Genomic DNA, 22,040 nt, shown 5'->3' with positions numbered 1-22,040 from the left:
CCGGCGTCCTGCCGGGTTACCCACGGATTCAAGCCTGCGTTCGGCCAGCGTGGTTTAACGGGGCGCCTGAGATCAAGATCAAAAGCAGATCAAGATCAAGAGCGACTCGCTTCGCATCGGGGTTACGGTTGGGTGCTACAGAGTTGTGTAGATGCCTATGGCTATCGGGGGCAAGCCCCCTCCCACATTGGATTTTAGTTTGTCGGGATTATGCGGCGACGGGCACATGGCTGGTATGCCAGATCAGCACCTTGCTTACCCGGTTGTCCTCGGTCTCGAGGATTTCCAGGCGATAGCGGCCAATCTTCAGGCATACCGCGCAGTCCGGAATGGTCTCCAGCGCCTCGGTGACCAGGCCGTTGAGGGTCTTGGGGCCGTCGCTGGGCAGGTGCCAGCCCAGGCTTTTGTTCAGTTCGCGGATCGAAGCCGCGCCGTCGATGATGTAGCGGCCGTCCGGCTGGGCTTCGATGTGGGGGTTATCCACAGTCTGATCACTTTCGAATTCGCCGACGATTTCTTCCAGGATGTCTTCCAGGGTGACGATGCCCAACACTTCGCCGTACTCGTCCACCACCATGCCCAGGCGGCGCTGTTGCTTGTGGAAATTCAGCAGTTGCAGCTGCAACGGCGTGCTTTCCGGCACGAAGTAGGGTTCGTGGCAGGCGGCCAGCAGCGCTTCCTTGGTCAGGCTGGCGTCGGACAGCAGGTGCTGGATCTGCCGTGTGTTGAGCACCGCTTCGACCTGGTTGATGTCGCTGTGGAACACCGGCAACCGCGTGCGTTGGGAAGTGCGCAGTTGCTCGATGATGTCCTCGATCGTGTCATCCAGGTTGATGCCGTCCACTTCGCTGCGCGGCACCAGGATGTCATTGACGGTGATGTTGTCCAGGGCATGGATGCCAGGCATGCCGGGCATAGGCTCTTCATCGGCATCAGGGTGCGGTTCGTCGTGGTGGTCGGACGAAGGCTCGTCGCTGTTTCTCACCACGCCGGCCTTGCGCGCGAACGGGCGCAGCAGCATCAGGCTGATGCCATTGAGCAGCCAGGCCACGGGATACAGGATTTTCAGCGGCACGCCCAGCAGCGCATTGCCGAAACCCAGTATGGCGTGCGGATAGCGGGTAGCCAGGGCGCGGGGCAGGTAGTCGGCGAGGATCAGCAGCAATGCGCAGGCGATCAACCCGCCGAACCATGGCCCGTTCTGCGCCCAGGCATGGATCGCCAGTAGTGTGCAGAGGATGACCACGGCTGCGCGGCTCAGGCTGTTGCACAGGATCAGGCTGTGGCGCGGGAAACTCAGGCGTGCGGCAGCCTTGTCACCCTGGCGTGTGCCGGGGCGCAGGGCCAGCAGGTGTTGTTGCGCGGCTTCGATGGCGGTAAACAGCGCCGCCCATAAAAGCAGCAGGGCAATTACGGCGAGCATCGGCCCAAGGGGCAAGTTGTCCATGATCGCCGCTCGTCAGATATGCAGGATGTATTCGCGAACCAGCTTGCTGCCGAAATAGGCCAGCATCAGCAGGCAGAAACCGGCCAGGGTCCAGCGGATGGCTTTGTGCCCGCGCCAGCCGAGGCGGTTGCGACCCCACAGCAACACGCTGAACACGATCCAGGCCAGGCAGGCGAGCAAGGTCTTGTGCACCAGGTGCTGGGCGAACAGGTTCTCGACGAACAGCCAGCCGGAGATCAGCGACAGCGACAACAATGTCCAGCCGGCCCACAGGAACCCGAACAACAGGCTTTCCATGGTTTGCAGCGGCGGGAAGTTCTTGATCAACCCGGAGGGGTGCTTGTGCTTGAGCTGGTGGTCTTGCAGCAGTACCAGCAGCGATTGGAACACCGCGATGGTGAACATGCCGTAGGCGAGGATCGACAACAGGATGTGCGCGAGGATGCCCGGCTCTTCATCGATCACCTGTACGGTGCCGGTGGGGGCGAATTGCGCCAGCAGCACCGTGAGCACGCCCAGGGGGAACAGCAGCACGAGCAGGTTCTCGACCGGAATCCGGTAGCACGCCAGCAGCGTCAGTGCGATCACGGCGGCGGCGATCAGGCTGGCGGCGCTGAAAAAATCCAGGCCCAGGCCGACCGGGGTCATCAGGTGCGTAAACAGACTGGCGGCATGAGCCAGCAGGGCGAGGACGCCAAGGCCTGTCAGCAGACGTTTGTCCGCTTTGGCGCCTTGGGCCAGACGAGAGCCCTGATAGAGGGTCGCAGCGGCATACAAGAGGGCGGCGGCGAGGCTGGGTAGCAAACTGGGTGACAAGGGGAGCATAAATCCTGATAGACAAGCCCGAAAGGCGCTGAGTTTGGCACACACCCGCGCCGCACGAAAGACTCCCCCGCCAGACAGCGGGTGTGCACGGGCGCAGTCTTCGCTATAATCCGCGACCTGCCCACGCCGCAGGCTTGCCGAGCGCTATGTTTAATAGCGATTTACCACAGCCTGGGCCGCCATTACCTCGGTCTACCAATGCATTTCGTTGAATAGGGCCTGAAAGGATCGCGCATGTTTGAAAACCTGACTGACCGTCTCTCGCAGACGCTGCGCCATGTAACCGGCAAGGCCAAGCTGACCGAGGACAATATTAAAGACACCCTGCGTGAAGTGCGCATGGCGTTGCTGGAAGCCGACGTGGCCTTGCCGGTGGTGAAGGATTTCGTCAACTCGGTCAGGGAACGCGCGGTCGGCACCGAAGTGTCGCGCAGCCTGACCCCGGGCCAGGCCTTCGTGAAGATCGTCCAGGCCGAACTCGAAAGCCTGATGGGCGCAGCCAACGAAGACCTGAACCTCAGCGCCGTGCCTCCGGCCGTTGTGCTGATGGCCGGTCTGCAAGGTGCGGGCAAGACCACCACCGCCGGCAAGCTGGCGCGCTTCCTTAAAGAGCGCAAGAAGAAGTCCGTGATGGTGGTGTCGGCCGACGTATACCGTCCGGCGGCCATCAAGCAGTTGGAAATGCTCGCGGGCGAAGTGGGCGTGACCTTCTTCCCGTCGGACCTGAGCCAGAAGCCGGTCGACATTGCCAACGCGGCCATTAAAGAAGCCAAACTCAAGTTCATCGACGTGGTCATCGTCGATACCGCCGGTCGCCTGCACATCGATGAAGAGATGATGGGCGAGATCAAGGCGCTGCATGCCGCGATCAACCCGGTCGAGACGCTGTTCGTGGTCGACGCCATGACCGGCCAGGATGCGGCCAACACCGCCAAGGCCTTCGGTGACGCACTGCCGCTGACCGGCGTGATCCTCACCAAGGTCGACGGCGACGCCCGTGGCGGTGCCGCGCTGTCGGTACGTGCCATCACCGGCAAGCCGATCAAGTTCATCGGCATGGGCGAGAAGAGCGACGCGCTCGAGCCGTTCCACCCCGAGCGTATCGCCTCGCGCATCCTCGGCATGGGCGACGTGCTCAGCCTGATCGAGCAGGCCGAAGCCACGCTCGACAAGGACAAGGCCGACAAACTGGCCAAAAAGCTGAAGAAGGGCAAGGGCTTCGACCTCGAAGACTTCCGCGATCAGCTGCAACAAATGAAGAACATGGGTGGCCTTGGCGGGCTGATGGACAAGCTGCCGAACATCGGCGGCGTGAACCTGGCGCAAATGGGCAACGCCCAGGGCGCGGCAGAGAAGCAGTTCAAGCAGATGGAAGCCATCATCAACTCCATGACCCCGGCCGAGCGTCGCGACCCTGAGCTGATCAGCGGTTCGCGCAAACGCCGGATCGCCATGGGTTCCGGCACCCAGGTGCAGGACATCGGTCGCTTGATCAAGCAGCACAAGCAGATGCAGAAGATGATGAAGAAATTCTCCGCCAAGGGCGGCATGGCCAAGATGATGCGCGGCATGGGCGGTATGTTGCCCGGCGGCGGCATGCCCAAGATGTAAAGAATTCGAGCGCAGGCGCTGCTTGCGCTCCGACCCGCAGGGATGCGGGATCTCCAGCAAACCCGCCATTGGCGGGCGCTGACCTGCCGTTTTAACCGACGGCTCTATAGCAGATCTGAATGGCACGCGGGTAGGCGCCGGAAAAAGACATTTGCAAAAGTCCGGATATTCCTTAGAATATGCGGCCTTTCGGGCACCTATGCCCGCTGTGCATTTAGATTTGCAGCACCGACTACAGGAACGATGTTCACATGCTAACAATCCGTCTTGCCCTTGGCGGCTCCAAAAAGCGCCCGTTTTACCACTTGACCGTAACTGACAGCCGCAACCCACGTGACGGCTCTCACAAGGAACAAGTTGGCTTCTTCAACCCGATCGCTCGCGGTCAGGAAGTTCGTCTGTCCGTGAACCAAGAGCGCGTAGCCTACTGGCTGAGCGTTGGTGCACAGCCATCCGAGCGCGTTGCCAAGCTGTTGAAAGACTCGGCTAAGGCCGCAGCCTGAGCAATATGAACGCGACGCCAACTGTTGCTGATGATTTGATCGTTATCGGCAAGATTTACTCTGTTCATGGCGTTCGCGGCGAAGTGAAGGTGTATTCCTTTACTGATCCGACTGAAAACCTGTTGCAGTACAAAACCTGGACGCTTAAGCGCGAAGGCAGCGTGAAACAGGTCGAGCTGGTCAGTGGACGCGGGAGCGACAAGTTCCTGGTCGCAAAGCTCAAGGGTCTTGATGATCGTGAAGAAGCTCGTCTTCTGGCTGGTTATGAGATCTGCGTGCCGCGCAACCTGTTCCCTGAATTGACCGACGGCGAGTACTACTGGTACCAGCTGGAAGGTCTGAAGGTTATTGATCAACTCGGGCAACTGCTCGGGAAAATCGATCATCTTCTGGAAACCGGCGCCAATGATGTAATGGTGGTCAAGCCTTGCGCTGGCAGCCTGGATGATCGCGAACGCCTGTTGCCCTATACCGGGCAGTGCGTGTTGGCCGTCGACCTCGCAGCGGGCGAGATGAAGGTGGAATGGGACGCGGACTTCTAAGCGTGGCTAATTTGCGCATTGAAGTGATCAGTTTGTTTCCCGAGATGTTCTCCGCCATCAGCGAGTACGGCATCACCAGTCGGGCGGTGAAACAGGGGCTGTTGCAGCTTACCTGTTGGAACCCGCGAGACTACACGACGGATCGACATCACACTGTGGACGATCGCCCATTTGGCGGTGGCCCGGGCATGGTGATGAAGATCAAGCCCCTGGAAGACGCGTTGGCTCAGGCCAAGGCAGCCGCCGGGGAGAAGGCGAAGGTAATTTACCTGTCCCCTCAAGGCCGTCAGCTGAAACAGGCTGCGGTAGGCGAACTGGCGAATGAGGAGGCACTGATCCTGATTGCCGGTCGCTATGAAGGCATTGACGAGCGTTTTATTGAAGCTCATGTCGATGAAGAGTGGTCGATTGGGGACTATGTCCTGTCTGGCGGCGAGCTGCCGGCGATGGTCCTGATAGATGCGGTTACACGACTGCTGCCTGGAGCTTTAGGGCATGCGGACTCCGCGGAGGAAGATTCCTTCACGGATGGTTTGCTGGATTGCCCGCACTACACCCGTCCGGAGGTGTATGCGGATCAGCGTGTTCCCGACGTATTGCTAAGTGGCAATCACGCACACATCCGGCGTTGGCGTTTACAGCAGTCCCTTGGTCGGACCTATGAACGACGCGCCGATCTTCTGGAAAGCCGCTCGCTTTCTGGAGAAGAGAAGAAGCTGCTCGAGGAATACATCCTCGCGCGGGACGATAGTTAACAACGTATCGATGGTAGGTCCATTGACTTACCTTAGGAGCACAGCATGACTAACAAAATCATCCTTGCACTCGAAGCAGAGCAGATGACCAAAGAGATCCCTACCTTTGCCCCGGGCGACACCATTGTCGTTCAGGTGAAAGTGAAGGAAGGCGACCGTTCGCGTCTGCAAGCGTTCGAAGGCGTGGTAATCGCCAAGCGTAACCGTGGTGTGAACAGTGCTTTCACTGTTCGTAAAATCTCCAACGGTGTTGGCGTAGAGCGTACTTTCCAGACCTACAGCCCGCAAATCGACAGCATGGCTGTGAAACGTCGCGGTGACGTACGCAAAGCCAAGCTGTACTACCTGCGTGACCTGTCCGGTAAAGCAGCTCGCATCAAGGAAAAACTGGCTTAAGTCCAGCTTCCCGATGCAGAAAAAAGCAGCCTACGGGCTGCTTTTTTGTGCCTGCGATTTGTGCCGTGCGCCCTCAGGCCTGACCAGGCTGAATGACTGCCAGTAATGTCCATCCCGCCAACGGTTTCATATCGCTCTCAGGCGTGACCACATGCACCCAGCCGCTGTTATCGCGGGCAAACAGCAGCGTCGCCCGTTCCCCATGCAGTGCCTGGTAATCGCTCCAGCCAAACCCATCGGTCAGCTGCGTGGTATACAGCTCGGCGCCTTGCCCCAGCAGGCTGGCGAGCTTGGTGTAGCTCAGCGGCTGGCTGCCCAGCAAGTGCCCACGGTGCTCGCCGCTGGCCCGGTGCTTGTCGGTGCGACGGCTTTCCTGGCTGTTGGCCAAGGCGAACAGGCGATGCCCGAAGTCATGACGAAAGCGCATGGTGGCCAGGGTGTTCAATTCGCCGGAAGGGGACAGCGCGAGCAAATGCCCGAGACCGACCAGGTCCAGATGGGACTCGGCATGCTGTGATGCCGGGTTGCCGAAGTAGGTCGGCAGCCCTTCCATGCGGCTGGCGCGAATGTTTTCCCAGCTTGAATCGGTCAGCAGCACTCGGCTGCCCAACTGTTGCAGGGCTTTGCCGAGGATGCGGGCCGGGGCGTTCGCGCCGACGATCAGAAAGCCGCTTGGCGCGGGCTCGGCCACTTTCAGCAAGCGCGCCAGAGGGCGCGCAGTCGCGCTTTGCAGCACCACCGTGCCGATAATCACCGCAAACGTCAGCGGCACCAGCAACAACGCACCTTCGTGGCCGGCCTCATCCAGGCGAATCGCAAAAATCGCCGACACCGCTGCGGCCACAATCCCGCGCGGGGCGATCCAGGCCAGCAGTGCGCGTTCGCGCCAGCTCAGTTTCGAGCCGACGGTCGACACAGCAACGTTCAGCGGGCGCGCAATGAACTGAATGATCAGCAGCAGAATCAGCACAAACGGCCCCAGGGCGATCAATGCGTTCAGGTCCAGGCGCGCCGCCAGCAGGATAAACAAGCCGGAAATCAACAGGACGCTGAGGTTCTCCTTGAAGTGCAGGATGTGCCGCACGTCCACGCCCTTCATGTTCGCCATCCACATGCCCATCAGCGTCACCGCCAGCAGGCCGGACTCATGCATGACCTGATTGGAGGCGATGAACACCCCCAGTACCGCCGCCAGGGTGGCCAGGTTGTGCAGGTATTCCGGCAACCACTGGCGGCGCATCACCAGGCCCAGCACCCAGCCGCCGGCAATCCCGAACAGGCTGCCGCACAGGATGACGCCGCCAAAGGTCAGCAGGCTGTGACTCAAGCCATCGCCCGAGGCGCTGGCGATGATAAAGCTGTAGACCACCACGGCCAGCAGCGCACCGATGGGGTCGATGACGATCCCTTCCCAGCGCAGGATGTTGGCGATGGACGCCTTGGGGCGTACCACGCGCAACATCGGCACGATGACCGTCGGGCCTGTGACCAGCGTCAGGGTGCCGAACAGCAGCGCCAGCATCCAGTCGAAACCCAACAGCCAGTGGGTTGCCAGGGTAATCACCGCCCAGGTCGTCAGTGCGCCAAGGGTCACCAGTCGGTGAACCACGCTGCCGATTTCCTTCCATTCCGACAGATGCAGCGTCAGGCTGCCCTCAAACAGGATCAATGCGACGGCCAGCGACACCAGTGGCATCAGCAACGGGCCGAACATTTCCTGCGGGTCGAGCCAGCCAAGTACCGGCCCTGCCAGGATTCCGCTCAATAACAGAAACAGAATCGCCGGCAATTTCAGGCGCCAGGCCAGCCATTGGCAGCCGAGCGCGGCCACACCGATACCGCCGAAAGCCAACAAGATCTGTTGTTCGTTCATTAAAGCTTCCTGTTCCTAGAAGTAGCGGGCTATGAAAGACTAGTGGCCCTTGCCACAGTTCACTAAATAAAAGGGCGCCGAGCCCCGTGCCGCGTCGCTTGAGTAACCATGCCCGCCATTGACCACCCCCTGATCGACCGCTTCCTTGACGCCCTTTGGTTGGAAAAAGGCCTCTCCGACAACACGCGCCAGGCTTACCGCAGCGACCTGGCCCTGTTCAACGGGTGGCTGCAGGAGAAAAACCTGGAGCTGATCAATGCCGGGCGCGAGCTGATCCTCGATCACTTGGCCTGGCGCCTCGAGCAACATTACAAGCCGCGATCCACCGCGAGATTTCTCTCCGGTGTACGTGGCTTTTATCGCTACCTGTTGCGTGAAAAGCTCATCGCAGTCGATCCAACTCTACAAGTGGATATGCCGCAATTAGGTAGGCCTCTTCCTAAATCCTTGTCGGAAGCTGACGTGGAGGCTCTGTTGGCCGCGCCGGATCTCAGTGAGGCCATCGGCCAGCGCGACCGCGCCATGCTGGAAGTGCTCTACGCCTGCGGCCTGCGGGTTACCGAGCTGATCAGCCTGACCCTGGAGCAGGTCAACCTGCGCCAGGGCGTGTTGCGGGTGATGGGCAAGGGCAGCAAGGAACGCCTGGTGCCGATGGGCGAGGAGGCGATAGTGTGGGTCGAGCGTTACCTGCGCGATGCGCGTCACGAACTGCTCGGTGGCCGTCCCAGCGATGTGCTGTTCCCCAGCCTGCGCGGCGAGCAGATGACCCGCCAGACCTTCTGGCACCGGATCAAGCACCAGGCCAAAGTGGCCGGGATCGGCAAGTCCCTGTCGCCGCATACCTTGCGTCATGCGTTTGCCACCCACTTGCTCAACCATGGCGCGGATCTGCGCGTGGTACAGATGTTGCTCGGCCACAGCGACTTGTCCACCACTCAGATCTACACCCATGTGGCACGGGCGCGCTTGCAGGAGATGCACGCCAGGCACCATCCACGCGGCTGAAAAATCCCGATTTTTCCGGCTGCGGGCTGCCCTGCGGCCCAACTGTGGTAGGCTTTGTCGGTTCGCAAAGGCGACGGTCCACACCCCGGTTTCCAATCGGCGTGGCGGCACCCGTCCCTGCATCTGCCTTCAGGAGTTACCATGCGCTTGACCCAGATTATTGCCGCCGCAGCCATTGCGTTGGTTTCCACCTTTGCCGTCGCCGACGATGCGGCTGAGCAGGCCATTCGCAAGAGCCTGGTCAACCTGCAACTCGATACCCCCATCGAAAGCATCAGCGCCAGCCCCATGGCCGGTCTGTATGAAGTCAAGCTCAAGGGCAGCCGCGTGCTGTACGCCAGTGCCGACGGCCAGTACATCGTTCAGGGCTACCTGTTCCAGCTCAAGGACGGCAAACCGGTCAACCTGACCGAGAAAGCCGAGCGCCTCGGCGTGTCCAAGCTGATCAACGGTATTCCGGTGGCTGAGACCGTGGTGTACCCGGCCATCGGCGAGACCAAGACCCACATCACCGTGTTCACCGACACCACCTGCCCGTACTGCCACAAGCTGCACGCCGAAGTGCCGGCGCTGAACAAGCTCGGTGTGGAAGTGCGCTACGTCGCGTTCCCACGCCAGGGCCTCGGTTCGCCGGGTGATGAGCAGTTGCAGGCGGTCTGGTGCTCGGCCGACAAGAAGGCGGCCATGGACAAGATGGTCGATGGCAAGGAAATCAAGGCGGCCAAATGCGCCAATCCGGTTTCCAAGCAGTTCGCCCTGGGCCAGTCCATCGGTGTGAACGGCACACCGGCCATCGTTTTGGCCGACGGCCAAGTGATTCCGGGCTACCAGCCGGCACCACAAGTTGCCAAACTGGCACTGGGTGCCAAGTAAGCATTAATCGTCGAGCCTTTGACGAGCATGATCCGCCGAACCGTCGGCGGGTCATTAATTGAGAGCCGCAGTTGTGCGGCGGTGTTCCACGGCCGACCTCGCGTCGGCCGTTTCATGGGGAGTTTTCAGTGAAACCGGTCAAAGTAGGCATCTGTGGGTTAGGGACCGTCGGTGGCGGCACCTTCAACGTACTTCAGCGTAACGCCGAAGAAATTTCCCGCCGTGCAGGGCGCGAGATTGAAGTGGCGCAGATCGCCACGCGTTCGCCAAAGCCTCAGTTCGAAACGACCGGTATTGCGATTACCAACGATGTATTCGCCGTGGCCACCAACCCTGAGATCGATATTGTCATCGAGCTGGTAGGCGGCTACACCGTGGCTCGCGAGCTGGTGCTCAAGGCCATCGAGAACGGCAAGCACGTGGTCACCGCCAACAAGGCGCTGATCGCCGTGCACGGTAACGAAATCTTCGCCAAGGCCCGTGAGAAGGGCGTGATCGTAGCGTTCGAAGCCGCCGTGGCCGGCGGCATCCCGGTGATCAAGGCGATTCGTGAAGGCCTGTCCGCCAACCGCATCAATTGGGTGGCCGGCATCATCAACGGCACCGGTAACTTCATCCTGACCGAAATGCGCGAAAAGGGCCGCACCTTCGAAGACGTGCTGGCTGAAGCCCAGGCCCTGGGTTATGCCGAAGCCGACCCGACCTTTGACGTGGAAGGTATCGATGCGGCGCACAAGCTGACCATCCTGGCGTCCATCGCCTTTGGCATCCCGCTGCAGTTCGACAAGGCCTACACCGAAGGCATCACCAAACTGACCACCGCCGACGTGAACTACGCCGAAGCCCTGGGCTACCGCATCAAGCACCTCGGTGTGGCGCGCAGCACCCCGGCCGGTATCGAATTGCGTGTGCACCCGACACTGATCCCCGCCGACCGCCTGATCGCCAACGTCAATGGCGTGATGAACGCGGTGATGGTCAACGGTGACGCCGCCGGTTCCACCCTGTTCTACGGCGCCGGTGCCGGGATGGAGCCGACCGCTTCGTCGGTAATCGCCGACCTGGTGGACGTGGTTCGCGCCATGACCAGCGACCCGGAAAACCGCGTGCCGCACCTGGCCTTCCAGCCGGATTCGCTGTCGGCCCACCCGATCCTGCCGATCGAAGCCTGCGAAAGTGCCTACTACCTGCGCATCCAGGCCCAGGATCATCCTGGCGTGCTGGCCCAGGTGGCGAGCATCCTGTCGGAGCGCGGGATCAACATCGAGTCGATCATGCAGAAGGAAGTCGAGGAGCAGAACGGCCAGGTGCCGATGATCCTGCTGACCCATCGCGTGCTCGAGCAGCATATCAACGATGCCATTCGGGCTCTTGAAGCGCTCCAGGGCGTAGTAGGGCCGGTGGTCCGTATCCGCGTCGAACATTTGAATTAATTCAGCTGCAAGCGGTTAGCTGCAAGCTGCAAGTAAAAGCCGATTCGCTCTAACTTGCCGCTTGTAACTTGAAGCTTGAAGCCCAAACCGAAGGTTTGCCCCTATGCGCTATATCAGCACCCGCGGCCAGGCACCGGCCCTGAATTTCGAAGACGTTCTGCTGGCGGGCCTTGCCACTGACGGCGGCCTGTACGTGCCGGAAAACCTGCCACGCTTCACCCAGGAAGAAATCGCTTCCTGGGCCGGCCTGCCTTACCACGAGCTGGCGTTCCGGGTGATGCGCCCGTTCGTCACCGGCAGCATTCCGGACGCGGATTTCAAGAAGATCCTGGAAGAGACGTACGGCGTGTTTTCCCACAGCGCCATTGCACCCCTGCGCCAGTTGAACGGCAACGAGTGGGTGCTTGAGCTGTTCCATGGCCCGACCCTGGCGTTCAAGGACTTTGCCCTGCAATTGCTGGGTCGCCTGCTCGACTACGTGCTGGAAAAACGCGGCGAGCGCGTAGTGATCATCGGCGCTACCTCCGGCGATACCGGTTCGGCGGCCATTGAAGGCTGCAAGCACTGCGAAAACGTCGACATCTTCATCCTGCACCCGCACAAGCGCGTGTCGGAGGTGCAGCGTCGCCAGATGACCACCATTTTCGGTGAGAACATCCACAACATCGCCATCGAAGGCAACTTCGATGACTGCCAGGAAATGGTCAAGAACAGCTTCGCCGACCAGAGTTTCCTCAAGGGCACGCGCCTGGTGGCGGTGAACTCGATCAACTGGGCGCGGATCATGGCCCAGATCGTCTACTACTTCCACGCCTCCCTGCAGTTGGGCGGCCCGGCGCGTTCAGTGTCGTTCTCGGTGCCGACCGGCAACTTCGGCGACATCTTCGCCGGCTACCTGGCGCGCAACATGGGCCTGCCGATTAATCAGTTGATCGTCGCGACCAATCGCAACGACATCCTGCACCGCTTCATGAGCGGCAATCAGTACGTCAAGGAAACCCTGCACGCCACGCTGTCGCCGTCGATGGACATCATGGTCTCGTCGAACTTCGAACGCCTGCTGTTCGACATGCATGGCCGCAATGGCGCGGCGTTGGCCGAACTGATGAGCAGTTTCAAGCAAGGTGGCGGCTTCAGCGTCGAGCAGGAGCGCTGGACCGAAACCCGCAAGCTGTTCGACTCCCTGGCCGTGGACGATGCGCAGACCTGCGAAACCATCGCCGAGGTCTACGCCCAGACCGGCGAGTTGCTTGACCCGCACACGGCCATCGGTGTGAAGGCCGCCCGCGAGTGCCGTCGCAGCCTGGATATCCCCATGGTGATCCTTGGCACCGCACACCCGGTCAAATTCCCCGAGGCGGTGGAAAAGGCCGGTGTTGGCAAGGCCCTGGAGTTGCCGGAGCACCTGGCTGATCTGTTCGAGCGCGAAGAGCGTTGCACGGTGCTGGCTAACGACCTGAAGACTGTGCAGGCGTTTGTCAGCCAGCATGGCAATCGGGGCAAGCCGCTGTAAGGCGCACCGCGTAGACAACAACGCCGCTTTCCCTTCCCTGGGTCAGCGGCGTTTTTTGTTTCTGGCAGGCCCGGCAACGTGCTGTTTACAGGAGCAGTTTAATAGCCACTCCAGTGATTGAGGCGATCGTTGCGACCACGGCCATCGCTACGCCCATGGGGTACCAGAAAGTTTCGCAATTTATCTTCAGTGATTCCGATTTGAGCTTATCTTGCTTAGCCTGCATGCGTGATATTTCGGCATAGATGCGCCTTACATCGGCATGCATCCTCTCCATCGATGCTTGCTGTTCATTTTGTTCCAACATCATTTTCATCCTTCGCAATAAGGGCCTTATGACATGCACTCTGCCTGCACGGCAGGGTGATCAGCGCTCACCGAGTATAGGATTCACGCCTGGCCTGCGCGCTCGGCGTAGCCCAAAACCGCAACCCATTGCGTAAGCAGTTATGTGCCGCCGTTTTTTACCTGTCATGTTGCAAGCGCATGCTGGATACGTCATCCCCGCACAACCCTTGAAAGACGAAAAAGCGAACTTTCCTACGTTACGACCAGTCACTTAGGAGAGATGCAGCACCCGTTGAAACGATTGTTCCCGAACTATTGAGTGGTGATCGAGATGGAAAGTATCAGCCTGTTGCTCGAAGAAGCACTGAGCCCTTATCTGGTTACGCTGACCACCTCTGGTGTGCAGGGCGAATGCCTGGTGACCGTGAAGAACCCCGGTGGCGCCATCATGGTCGAGCGCGAAGTCAACCGCGCTCAGTTGACCGACAAACGCGCGCTGGTGGATGTGGTGGATTGCCTGCTGCGCGATTTGAAAATCGCTGAAGGTCGACTCGAGCCCTCGGTCATCGCAGCCTTGCGAAACGCCGCCATGACGCGAACCCCGGTCTGCGCATGAAGAATTATTTATCCTTCGAAACTTCCTACAACACGGCCGGTCAGAGTTTGTAACAGCAAGAGCAAACATTGTGCTCCGGTGTTTGTGGCTTGTTGTACTGGTCTTTGTAGATCACGTTTAACCCCGAGTTGTCTCCCCACTCCTCGGGGTTTCTTTTTGCCTGAAATTTGGCACTGCGGCGCGCTCAGATCGCGCCATCCGCACGCAAGCGGGCGATGGCCGCCGCGTCATAGCCCAGGGCGTTGAGCAGCACACCGTTGTGCTCGCCCAATTGCGGACCCACCCATTCACAGCTGCCTGGCGTATCCGACAGCTTGGGCACAATGCCGGGCATCTTGAAATCCTTGCCGCCCGGCAGTTGCGCGCTGAGGAACATCTCCCGGGCGAGGAATTGCGGGTCGCCCAGCATGTCCTCGGCACTGTAGATGCGGCTGGCGGGCACTTGGGCCTGGTTCAACTGCGCCATGACCTGCTCCAGCGGCAGGGCGTTGACCCAGCGATCGATCACCCCGTACAGCTCATCTCGGCGGCTGTCACGCCCGTCATTGCTGGCAAGCGCCGGGTCGTTCGCCAGGTCGTCACGGCCAATGGCGGCCATGAAGCGCTTGAAGATCGCATCGCCGTTGGCGCCAATCTGCACATGTTTGCCGTCGGCGCTGGTGTGGATCGAGGAGGGCGTAATACCGGGCATGATATTGCCGGTGCGTTCGCGAATGAAGCCGAACACATCGAACTCGGGAATCATGCTTTCCATCATGGCGAAGATGGCTTCGTACAGCGCCACGTCGACCACCTGGCCGAGGCCGCCGTTGACTTCACGATGACGCAGGGCCATCAGCGCGCCGATCACCGCCCACAGCGCGGCAATCGAGTCACCGATGGAAATCCCGGTGCGCACGGGCGGGCGGTCTTCGAAGCCGGTGATGTAGCGCAGGCCGCCCATGGACTCGCCCACCGCGCCAAACCCCGGCTGGTCTTTCATCGGCCCGGTCTGGCCGAAGCCGGAAAGGCGCACCATCACCAGCCTTGGATTCAGTGCGTGCAGGGTTTCCCAGCCCAGGCCGAGTTTTTCCAGCACGCCGGGGCGGAAGTTTTCGATCAGGATGTCGGCGTCGGCCAGCAATTGCTTGAGGATCGCCAGGCCATCCGGGTGCTTGAGGTTGAGGGTCAGCGACTGCTTGTTACGCGCCTGCACGAACCACCACAGCGAGGTGCCTTCATACAATTTGCGCCATTTGCGCAGCGGGTCGCCGCCGTCCGGGGATTCGACCTTGATCACTTCGGCGCCGAACTCGGCGCAGATACGTGAGGCAAACGGGCCGGCAATCAGGGTGCCGAGTTCGATGACTTTCAGGCCGGCAAGCGGTTTGGCATTAAGCGACATGGGGATCCTTGAGCGCGCGGGACGGTGACGTACTGCTTTTTAACATAGGCGGGCAGCCTGGATGCAGCGCAGTATTCGTTGATTGGCCTCGCCATCGGTTAGACTGGCCGTCTTTCCCTGTCTCCAGAGCCCGTTCATGGCCCAGCCGTCCACGACCTACAAATTCGAACTCAACCTCACCGACCTTGACCGTTCGGTGTACGAGAGCGTCAAACAGACCATCGCCCGCCACCCTTCGGAAACCGAAGAACGCATGACCGTGCGCCTGCTGGCCTACGCCCTCTGGTACAACGAGCAGTTGGCGTTCGGCCGTGGCTTGTCGGATGTCGACGAGCCGGCCCTGTGGGAAAAGAGCCTGGATGATCGGGTGTTGCACTGGATCGAAGTCGGCCAGCCGGATGCAGACCGCCTGACCTGGTGCTCGCGTCGCACCGAACGCACCAGCCTGCTGGCATACGGCAGCCTGCGGGTGTGGGAAGGCAAGGTGGTGCCGGTGGCGAATAACCTCAAGAACGTGCACATCGCTGCCGTGCCGCAGGAGATTCTGGAGGTGCTGGCCAAGGACATGCCGCGCGTGATCAAGTGGGATGTGATGATCAGCGAAGGCACGATCTTCGTCACCGATGACCGTGGCCAGCATGAAGTGCAGTTGCAGTGGCTGGTGGGCGAGCGTGATTGAAAAAAATGTGGGAGGGGGCTTGCCCCCGATAGCGGTGGATCAGCTACAGATAAGCTGGCTGATAGATCGCTATCGGGGGCAAGCCCCCTCCCACATTTGATCTTTGTTGAATTTTGAATTGTTGTTTATCCGTTGAATCAGTAGAGAAGTCATCACCCCCCGTATGCGTATCGATCCCCGTCCCTTGCCCGCCGTCCTGCCATTCCTCGGTGAATTGCCACCGCTGCTGACCCGTCTCTACGCCGCGCGCGGGGTGCAATCGGAAGCCGAGCTGGACAAGAGCCTGGCGCGGTTGATTCCGTATCAGCAGCTCAAGGGCATCGATGCCGCCGTCGACCTGCTGGTGACGGCGCTGGAACAACGCCAACGTATCCTGATCGTCGGTGACTTCGACGCCGACGGCGCCACCGCCAGCACCGTGGGTACACTGGGCCTGCGTTTGCTCGGTGCGGCGCATGTCGATTACCTGGTGCCCAACCGTTTTGAATACGGCTATGGCCTGACGCCGGAGATCGTTGCGGTGGCGTTGCAGCGCGAGCCGCAGTTGCTGATCACGGTGGACAACGGTATCTCCAGTGTCGAAGGCGTGGCGGCGGCGAAGGCGGCGGGGCTGAAGGTGCTGGTGACCGATCACCACTTGCCGGGCGACGAACTGCCGGCGGCGGACGCGATCGTCAATCCGAACCAGCCAGGCTGTACGTTCCCCAGCAAGGCACTGGCCGGTGTGGGCGTGATCTTCTACGTACTGATGGCCCTGCGCGCGCGTTTGCGCAGCCTCGGCTGGTATGACAACAGCCCGCAGCCGAACATTGGTGAACTGCTCGACCTGGTGGCCCTGGGCAGCGTCGCCGACGTGGTGCCGCTGGACGCCAACAACCGCATCCTGGTGCATCAAGGGTTGGAGCGTATCCGCGCCGGTCGCGCACGGCCGGGGATCAAGGCGATCCTCGAAGTGGCCAAGCGCGACCATGCCCGCATCACCTCCACCGACCTGGGTTTCATTCTCGGCCCACGGCTCAATGCGGCCGGGCGCCTGGACGATATGAGCCTGGGCATCGAATGCCTGCTGACCACCGATGTGGCTGCGGCGCGGGAAATGGCCGCGCAGTTGGACGGCATGAACCAGGACCGCAAATCCATCGAGCAGGGCATGCAGCGCGAAGCCCTGGCGCAACTCAAGGATTTGCCGGTGGAGTCAATGCCGTACGGCCTGTGCCTGTTCGACCCGGAGTGGCACCAGGGGGTGATCGGGATTCTGGCGTCGCGCATGAAAGAGCGTTATTTCCGTCCCACCATCGCGTTTGCCGATGCCGGTGATGGCATGCTCAAGGGCTCAGGGCGGTCGGTACAAGGCTTTCATATCCGTGACGCGCTGGCGGTGGTTGCCAGCCAGCACCCCAACCTGATCGCCAAATACGGCGGTCACGCGATGGCGGCGGGCCTGACCCTGCCCGAAGCGAATTTCCCCTTGTTCGCCGAGGCTTTCGATGCCGAAGTGCGTCGGCAACTGCGCGAAGAAGACCTCACCGGACGTCTGCTCTCCGATGGCACCCTGGCGGTGGAAGAGTTTCATCTGGAACTGGCCCGCGCGCTACGCCATGCCGGCCCGTGGGGGCAGCACTTTCCCGAGCCGTTGTTTCACGGTGTGTTTCAGCTGGTGGAACAACGGGTGGTGGGCGAGCGGCACTTGAAGGTGGTGCTCAAGAGCGAGTGCGGGTCGGTGAAGCTTGATGGCATTGCGTTTGGGGTAGACCGTGAAGTCTGGCCTAACCCGACCGTGCGCTGGGTGGAGTTGGCCTACAAGCTGGATGTGAACGAGTTTCGTGGGAATGAGACAGTGCAGTTGATGATTGCGCATATCGAACCGCGTTAGATCTTAGCCACACCACAAAGCAAATGTGGGAGGGGGCTTGCCCCCGATAGCAGAGTGTCAGTCAATGATGTAGTGACTGATCCACCGCTATCGGGGGCAAGTCGAATCGTCGCACCGCCCCTCCCACATTGGATTTGTGTATAGCCTGGGATTACTCGGCCTTGGCCTGGTGTTTCACAATGATATCCACCAACCGCTTGGCCAGCGCCGGGTAGTTTTCATCGAAGTGATGCCCACCGGGCAGCTTCATGGCTTCGCCCACGGCAGTCTTGTCCGTGCAGCCACTCTCGTCGACTTCTTCCGCACCATAGATGCACACCACTTTCTCGGGGGGCAACTTGGCCATTTCCGGGCCGGTTGCGGCTTCCTTGCCGGCGTTGCCCAGCCAGCCTTCCACTTCGATCTCAAAGCTGCCGGTGCGGGCGAAGGCCAGCAGGATGATCGCGTCGACCCGTTGCTGTTCGTTTGCCGGCATCCGGTTGTAGATAGCCGGCAGGACGTCGGCGCCGAACGAGTAACCGGTCAGCACGAAGCGCTTGGTGCCCCATTTCTGCCGGTAGTGCTGCATCAGTTCGGTCAGGTCCTTGGCGCTTTGTTCCGGGGTTTTGTGCTGCCAGTAGTAGCGCAGGGTGTCGATGCCGACCACCGGGTAGCCGATCTTCGCCATTTCGCCGGCCACGTCACGGTCCAGGTCACGCCAGCCACCGTCACCGGAGAGGAACAGGGTCACGGTGTCCTTGGCCTGACCGGCCGGCACTTCCACCACTGGAATCGCCAGGCCGCCGTTGTCCGAACCTACCAGTTGCTTGCGCAGCTCGTTGTTCAGCACTTGCGGGTAATGAATGTCGTAGTCGCTGATGCTGGTGGTGGCGCGCGGTGTGTCACGTACGAAGCTGGCGCTTTCATCGTCGGGGTTGTCATTCCAGGCCACCAGCCAGTTGCCATGGGCGGCGGTTTTCGGCAGCGGGTCGTTGCAGCCTTCCTGTTTCAGGGCGAAGCCGACGGAAATGGCGTTGGCCTTGTCGTCGCTCTGTGTGGCCAGCCAGCGCCAGGCGAGCGCCGCGCCAGGGCCGATGCCGCTGACCAGGGTCGCCGGGCCTTTAAGCTGGGCCAGGGCGCTTTGCAGCGCTTGCTCCTGCAGCTTGCAGTCATCCTTGGGCAGGATCACCTGGACGAGCTGCGCCGAGCCACCCTGGCTGAGGGCGATCAGTTGGCTGTCGGTCAGGGTTTCGTCGGCCATCACGGCCACTGCCACGCGGGCCTTTACCGTGCCGGCAGGGCTTACGCGGGTCATCACCGAGCCATCGGCCTGGGGCATCTGCTCCAGGGTCGGCTGTGGGGCGGGGCGGTTCCAGTACCAGTAGCCGCCGCCCAGGACCAGCGCGAGCAGCACTACAACAGCCAATACATACCGCCAGGAGCGTCGAATCATCAGCGTTTCACCAATCCAGTCAAGCCGCCCGCGATCAGGGCGGCGGTATCGGCCAGTGCCACCAGCGGATCAAGTCCTGCGGGCACGGCCATGTAACGGGGTTCCCAGTCAGGCTGGAACTTGTCTTTGAAGCGGCGCAAACCTTGGAAGTTATACAGTTGCTCGCCACGGCGGAACACCATCGAACCCAAGCGTTGGGTCAGTGGTGCGCCACGCCGGGGTTGCAGGCCCGACAACGGCACCATGCCGAGGCTGAAGCGTGCGTAGCCGTGGTTCTTATAATGTTGAATCAGGCCGACCATCATGAATTCCATGGTCAGCTTCGGTGCGTCCGGGTGGGCGCGCATCAGGTCGAGACTGGCCAGGTCATGGTTGTACGTCTCGAGCAGGTTGGCGAAGGCCACCGGGCGCCCTTCGAAGCGAATGATCGCGATACGGAAGTGCTTGAGGTAGTCGTCGCTGAAACGGCCCAGGGAGAAGCCTTTTTCGCGCACATTCTTACCGGTAAGCCAGGCGTCCGAGATAACTTTTAATTCATCCATCGGCGCCGTGCCCGGCTCGCAGATCTCCAGGGACAGACCGTCCCGGGTGCCACGGTTCCAGGTGTAGCGCAAATCTTTCATTTCTTTGCCCTTGGCTTCCAGGTCAAAGCGTTTCAGGTCGACACGGGCTTCTTCGCCCAGCTTGATTGCGGTGAGTCCGATATCCATGTAGTACGGCAGGTTCTCCGCACGCACTTGATAGAACACCGGCCGTGCGTGGTGGATGTCGCACAGGTCGCGGAACTGCCAGATCATCTCGGCGCGCGGCTGGGTCGGGCCGATCGGATCATACAAGGCCACCAGGCTGCGCCCGCGGCGGGCATACATCAGGAAGGCTTCGTCATTGGGGTGGAACAGCAATGCCTTGTCGCCGGTCAGCGCCAGGCCGCCATCGGGTTGGGACGAGGCCATCAGGATTTTGGAGGCGCGTTCGAGTTCGTCCGGGGTCGGCAGATGGATGACCGGGCGCGCGGTACGCAGCAGCCAGGTCAGCGATACGATCACCAGCAGGACGGCGGCGCCCAGCAACGAACGCAGGCCGCGCGGGGCGTTGGCGTCGAGGGTGAACTGCCACCACAGTTGGTGACTGTAGGGCACGTCCTGGTAGGCGAACAGCAGCAGCCAGATCGACGCGCCCAGCACGCACACGCTGGCCACCAGGTACAGCGGCGAGAAGGGCAGTTCGGTCAAGCGACTGGCGCGGTAGAACGAGCGTCGGAAGATCGCCAGCAGCACGGCGGTCATGGTCATCAGACTGGCTTCTTCCCAGTCGAAACCCTTGAGCAGCGAGAGCAGGGCGCCTACCAGCAGCAGCACCATGGTCAGCATCCAGGCCGCCGACAAACGTCGACGCAAGCCTTGGGCCAGCAACAGGCAGAGCACGCCGATCAGGCTGGCGCCGAAGTGCGACGCGTCAATCAGGCGGTGGGGAATCAGGAAGCCGATGTTTTCCAGGCGTGAATCGATCTCCGGCGTGGCGCCGGAAAACAGCAGGACCACGCCGGACAAAAAAACCAGTACGGCCAGCACCGGTGCCGCAAGGCCGGAGGCGACGCGCAGGCTTTGCTGGGTCTGGAACAGGCGCTGGGCCTCGTTGACCAGCAGGAAGATACAGGCGATCAACAGCGGCAATACCACGTAGATCATCCGGTACAGCAGCAGGGCGGCGGCCAGTGGCGCAGCGCCGAGTTTGTCGGCGAAGGCCGCCAGCAGGATCGCTTCGAACACCCCCACGCCACCCGGTACATGGCTGAGCACGCCGGCGGCCAGGGCCAGCAGGTACACCAGCAGGAACGGGCCGAAGGGCGGCGCTTCCGGCAGCAACATATACAGGACGGTGGCGGCGGCGGCGACATCCAGTGCGGTGATGATCAACTGCAGGAACGTCAAGCGACGGCCCGGCAGGCGCAGGGTGCGGCGCCCGGCCTTGACCAACAGGTTATCCGGGTAGGGTTGTTCCGGCAGGCGGCGGCGATAAATGCCGATACACAACATGGCCGACAACAGCAGCACGGCACCGGCAACACCGCCGAGCAGGCTTTGCGACAAATGCAGGTAGGTCGAGGCCGCCGGCAGGTTGCTCAGTGTGGCCAAAGCGGCCAGGGGCGGGAGCGCGCAGCCCAGCGCCAGGCTGGCGAACACGGTCATGTGCGCGACTTCCGAAGCACCAATGCCGTGGCGTGCATACAGACGGTAGCGCACCGAGCCGCCCGAGAGCATCGACAAGCCAATGGCGTTGCCGATGGCAAAGGCGGTGAAGCCACCGAGTGCCAGGGTCTTGGCGGGCAGTTTCACGCCGGCATAACGTGCGCCGGAGAACTCATAGCCCAACAGAATGATGAAGCCGGCCACCGCCGCCGCAAATGCGCCGAGCAAGGCAGGCTTGGGCACTTCCAGGATCGAGTCGTGGAGGGCGTAGAGATCGAGCTCCAACAACAGATGTCGGCAGGCGATCAGGGCAATGGCAAACAGCAGCAAGGTCACGGCCAGGCCGATGGGCTGACGGTATTTGCTCAACAGATCCAGCCAACGCAAACGGGTGGGAGGGATCGGTTGTTCCGCTGTGACGGTGTCTTGTGGTTCAGACGAGTTGGCGCGCATCAATCACCTCGTGGATTGTGCGCGACAGGATGGGGGTATCCAGCCAAGTTACCAATCCCTATGGACAAAATAATTACAAATATTAACGCGGATCACCGAGTGCGGCGACTGCGGCCATTGGTCGTAGAGGGTAGTGCTTGAGCATAGCGCATAGCGTGCAATGAGATGGACTCTGCAAACCGTCTACGGTTTCATGAAAGATGCCATGCCATTGTTTCAGAAGAACTTTTTCACCGGATACAAAAAAGGCCACTCTTTCGAGTAGCCTTTTTTGATGTTTGGTTGCGGGAGCCGGATTTGAACCGACGACCTTCGGGTTATGAGCCCGACGAGCTACCAGACTGCTCCAT

Annotated in this window: 19 protein-coding genes; 12 read left to right on the top strand and 7 right to left on the bottom strand. The window is 61.0% G+C overall.

Features of this window, described 5'->3' with window-relative positions:
* Window positions 1-208: 208 nt before the first annotated feature.
* Together J1G34_RS25470 and J1G34_RS25465 are read right to left on the bottom strand one after the other, a co-directional pair.
* Entirely contained in the window at window positions 209-1,447 is a 1,239-nt protein-coding gene (locus tag J1G34_RS25470) for a transporter associated domain-containing protein (RefSeq protein ID WP_122560636.1), read from the bottom strand.
* 12 nt (window positions 1,448-1,459) lie between these two features.
* Window positions 1,460-2,272: a cytochrome C assembly family protein gene (locus J1G34_RS25465; protein ID WP_065895135.1), complete on the bottom strand. Its 813-nt coding sequence runs from the start codon at window positions 2,270-2,272 to the stop codon at window positions 1,460-1,462.
* Window positions 2,273-2,506: 234 nt separating this feature from the next.
* Here J1G34_RS25465 and ffh point away from each other — a divergent pair, with 234 nt between their 5' ends.
* From ffh to rplS, 5 genes are all read left to right on the top strand, one after another.
* Entirely contained in the window at window positions 2,507-3,883 is a 1,377-nt protein-coding gene (gene ffh, locus J1G34_RS25460) for a signal recognition particle protein (protein ID WP_065887523.1), read from the top strand.
* 251 nt (window positions 3,884-4,134) lie between these two features.
* Window positions 4,135-4,386, top strand: a complete 252-nt coding sequence (gene rpsP, locus J1G34_RS25455) for a 30S ribosomal protein S16 (RefSeq protein ID WP_003238923.1) — start codon at window positions 4,135-4,137, stop codon at window positions 4,384-4,386.
* 5 nt (window positions 4,387-4,391) lie between these two features.
* On the top strand, window positions 4,392-4,928 hold the full coding sequence (rimM, locus tag J1G34_RS25450) for a ribosome maturation factor RimM (protein WP_057723919.1): 537 nt from the start codon (window positions 4,392-4,394) through the stop codon (window positions 4,926-4,928).
* Window positions 4,910-5,683, top strand: coding sequence for a tRNA (guanosine(37)-N1)-methyltransferase TrmD (gene trmD / locus J1G34_RS25445; RefSeq protein WP_170876018.1), 774 nt, complete (start codon window positions 4,910-4,912; stop codon window positions 5,681-5,683). The genes rimM and trmD overlap by 19 nt, the downstream gene beginning before the upstream one ends.
* Before the next feature lie 45 nt (window positions 5,684-5,728).
* The gene (gene rplS, locus J1G34_RS25440; RefSeq protein WP_003175895.1) at window positions 5,729-6,079 is read left to right on the top strand and encodes a 50S ribosomal protein L19; all 351 of its coding nucleotides are present in this window, start codon (window positions 5,729-5,731) and stop codon (window positions 6,077-6,079) included.
* Between the two features lie 73 nt (window positions 6,080-6,152).
* Here the strand turns inward: rplS and J1G34_RS25435 are convergent, their stop codons facing one another.
* Window positions 6,153-7,952: a cation:proton antiporter gene (locus tag J1G34_RS25435; RefSeq protein WP_065887524.1), complete on the bottom strand. Its 1,800-nt coding sequence runs from the start codon at window positions 7,950-7,952 to the stop codon at window positions 6,153-6,155.
* Window positions 7,953-8,060: 108 nt separating this feature from the next.
* On the opposite strand from J1G34_RS25435, the gene xerD reads away from it, so the two are divergent.
* The 4 genes from xerD to thrC all read left to right on the top strand — a co-directional run bounded on the left by xerD (window position 8,061) and on the right by thrC (window position 12,776).
* A complete protein-coding gene (xerD, locus tag J1G34_RS25430) occupies window positions 8,061-8,957 on the top strand; it encodes a site-specific tyrosine recombinase XerD (protein ID WP_065895134.1) in 897 nt (298 codons plus the stop codon).
* Window positions 8,958-9,098: 141 nt separating this feature from the next.
* Complete coding sequence (locus J1G34_RS25425; protein WP_057723916.1) at window positions 9,099-9,830, top strand: thioredoxin fold domain-containing protein; 732 nt, start codon at window positions 9,099-9,101, stop codon at window positions 9,828-9,830.
* Window positions 9,831-9,958: 128 nt separating this feature from the next.
* Window positions 9,959-11,263: a homoserine dehydrogenase gene (locus J1G34_RS25420; RefSeq protein WP_065935120.1), complete on the top strand. Its 1,305-nt coding sequence runs from the start codon at window positions 9,959-9,961 to the stop codon at window positions 11,261-11,263.
* A gap of 103 nt (window positions 11,264-11,366) precedes the next feature.
* The gene (thrC, locus tag J1G34_RS25415) at window positions 11,367-12,776 is read left to right on the top strand and encodes a threonine synthase (protein ID WP_065895133.1); all 1,410 of its coding nucleotides are present in this window, start codon (window positions 11,367-11,369) and stop codon (window positions 12,774-12,776) included.
* Window positions 12,777-12,861: 85 nt separating this feature from the next.
* Here the strand turns inward: thrC and J1G34_RS25410 are convergent, their stop codons facing one another.
* Entirely contained in the window at window positions 12,862-13,083 is a 222-nt protein-coding gene (locus J1G34_RS25410) for a hypothetical protein (RefSeq protein ID WP_222994804.1), read from the bottom strand.
* Window positions 13,084-13,395: 312 nt separating this feature from the next.
* On the opposite strand from J1G34_RS25410, the gene J1G34_RS25405 reads away from it, so the two are divergent.
* On the top strand, window positions 13,396-13,680 hold the full coding sequence (locus tag J1G34_RS25405; protein ID WP_065896367.1) for a DUF3509 domain-containing protein: 285 nt from the start codon (window positions 13,396-13,398) through the stop codon (window positions 13,678-13,680).
* Window positions 13,681-13,864: 184 nt separating this feature from the next.
* On the opposite strand, the gene J1G34_RS25400 is transcribed toward J1G34_RS25405, so the two are convergent.
* Complete coding sequence (locus tag J1G34_RS25400; protein ID WP_065895130.1) at window positions 13,865-15,064, bottom strand: CaiB/BaiF CoA transferase family protein; 1,200 nt, start codon at window positions 15,062-15,064, stop codon at window positions 13,865-13,867.
* A gap of 136 nt (window positions 15,065-15,200) precedes the next feature.
* On the opposite strand from J1G34_RS25400, the gene J1G34_RS25395 reads away from it, so the two are divergent.
* Together J1G34_RS25395 and recJ are read left to right on the top strand one after the other, a co-directional pair.
* Window positions 15,201-15,743, top strand: a complete 543-nt coding sequence (locus J1G34_RS25395; protein ID WP_065951307.1) for a YaeQ family protein — start codon at window positions 15,201-15,203, stop codon at window positions 15,741-15,743.
* 163 nt (window positions 15,744-15,906) lie between these two features.
* Window positions 15,907-17,616 carry a single-stranded-DNA-specific exonuclease RecJ gene (gene recJ, locus J1G34_RS25390; RefSeq protein WP_065895129.1) on the top strand — a complete coding sequence of 570 codons (1,710 nt, stop codon included), beginning with the start codon at window positions 15,907-15,909 and terminating at the stop codon, window positions 17,614-17,616.
* A 151-nt stretch (window positions 17,617-17,767) separates the two neighbouring features.
* On the opposite strand, the gene J1G34_RS25385 is transcribed toward recJ, so the two are convergent.
* On the bottom strand, window positions 17,768-19,048 hold the full coding sequence (locus tag J1G34_RS25385) for a virulence factor family protein (protein WP_065895128.1): 1,281 nt from the start codon (window positions 19,046-19,048) through the stop codon (window positions 17,768-17,770).
* Window positions 19,048-21,690, bottom strand: coding sequence for a bifunctional lysylphosphatidylglycerol flippase/synthetase MprF (gene mprF / locus J1G34_RS25380; protein WP_065887534.1), 2,643 nt, complete (start codon window positions 21,688-21,690; stop codon window positions 19,048-19,050). The genes J1G34_RS25385 and mprF overlap by 1 nt, the downstream gene beginning before the upstream one ends.
* Window positions 21,691-22,040: the final 350 nt, after the last annotated feature.

The sequence above is a fragment of the Pseudomonas sp. Wu6 genome (assembly GCF_019891515.1).
Classification (GTDB): Bacteria; Pseudomonadota; Gammaproteobacteria; order Pseudomonadales; family Pseudomonadaceae; genus Aquipseudomonas; species Aquipseudomonas orientalis_A.
This window is presented reverse-complemented; position numbering and strand designations above follow the sequence as displayed.

Coding starts and splice junctions, on each gene's coding strand:
- J1G34_RS25470 (WP_122560636.1), bottom strand. CDS start 1,447: ATGGACAACTTGCCCCTTGGGCCGATGCTCGCCGTAATTGCCCTGCTG.
- J1G34_RS25465 (WP_065895135.1), bottom strand. CDS start 2,272: ATGCTCCCCTTGTCACCCAGTTTGCTACCCAGCCTCGCCGCCGCCCTC.
- ffh (WP_065887523.1), top strand. CDS start 2,507: ATGTTTGAAAACCTGACTGACCGTCTCTCGCAGACGCTGCGCCATGTA.
- rpsP (WP_003238923.1), top strand. CDS start 4,135: ATGCTAACAATCCGTCTTGCCCTTGGCGGCTCCAAAAAGCGCCCGTTT.
- rimM (WP_057723919.1), top strand. CDS start 4,392: ATGAACGCGACGCCAACTGTTGCTGATGATTTGATCGTTATCGGCAAG.
- trmD (WP_170876018.1), top strand. CDS start 4,910: ATGGGACGCGGACTTCTAAGCGTGGCTAATTTGCGCATTGAAGTGATC.
- rplS (WP_003175895.1), top strand. CDS start 5,729: ATGACTAACAAAATCATCCTTGCACTCGAAGCAGAGCAGATGACCAAA.
- J1G34_RS25435 (WP_065887524.1), bottom strand. CDS start 7,952: ATGAACGAACAACAGATCTTGTTGGCTTTCGGCGGTATCGGTGTGGCC.
- xerD (WP_065895134.1), top strand. CDS start 8,061: ATGCCCGCCATTGACCACCCCCTGATCGACCGCTTCCTTGACGCCCTT.
- J1G34_RS25425 (WP_057723916.1), top strand. CDS start 9,099: ATGCGCTTGACCCAGATTATTGCCGCCGCAGCCATTGCGTTGGTTTCC.
- thrC (WP_065895133.1), top strand. CDS start 11,367: ATGCGCTATATCAGCACCCGCGGCCAGGCACCGGCCCTGAATTTCGAA.
- J1G34_RS25410 (WP_222994804.1), bottom strand. CDS start 13,083: ATGTTGGAACAAAATGAACAGCAAGCATCGATGGAGAGGATGCATGCC.
- J1G34_RS25405 (WP_065896367.1), top strand. CDS start 13,396: ATGGAAAGTATCAGCCTGTTGCTCGAAGAAGCACTGAGCCCTTATCTG.
- J1G34_RS25400 (WP_065895130.1), bottom strand. CDS start 15,064: ATGTCGCTTAATGCCAAACCGCTTGCCGGCCTGAAAGTCATCGAACTC.
- J1G34_RS25395 (WP_065951307.1), top strand. CDS start 15,201: ATGGCCCAGCCGTCCACGACCTACAAATTCGAACTCAACCTCACCGAC.
- recJ (WP_065895129.1), top strand. CDS start 15,907: ATGCGTATCGATCCCCGTCCCTTGCCCGCCGTCCTGCCATTCCTCGGT.
- J1G34_RS25385 (WP_065895128.1), bottom strand. CDS start 19,048: ATGATTCGACGCTCCTGGCGGTATGTATTGGCTGTTGTAGTGCTGCTC.
- mprF (WP_065887534.1), bottom strand. CDS start 21,690: ATGCGCGCCAACTCGTCTGAACCACAAGACACCGTCACAGCGGAACAA.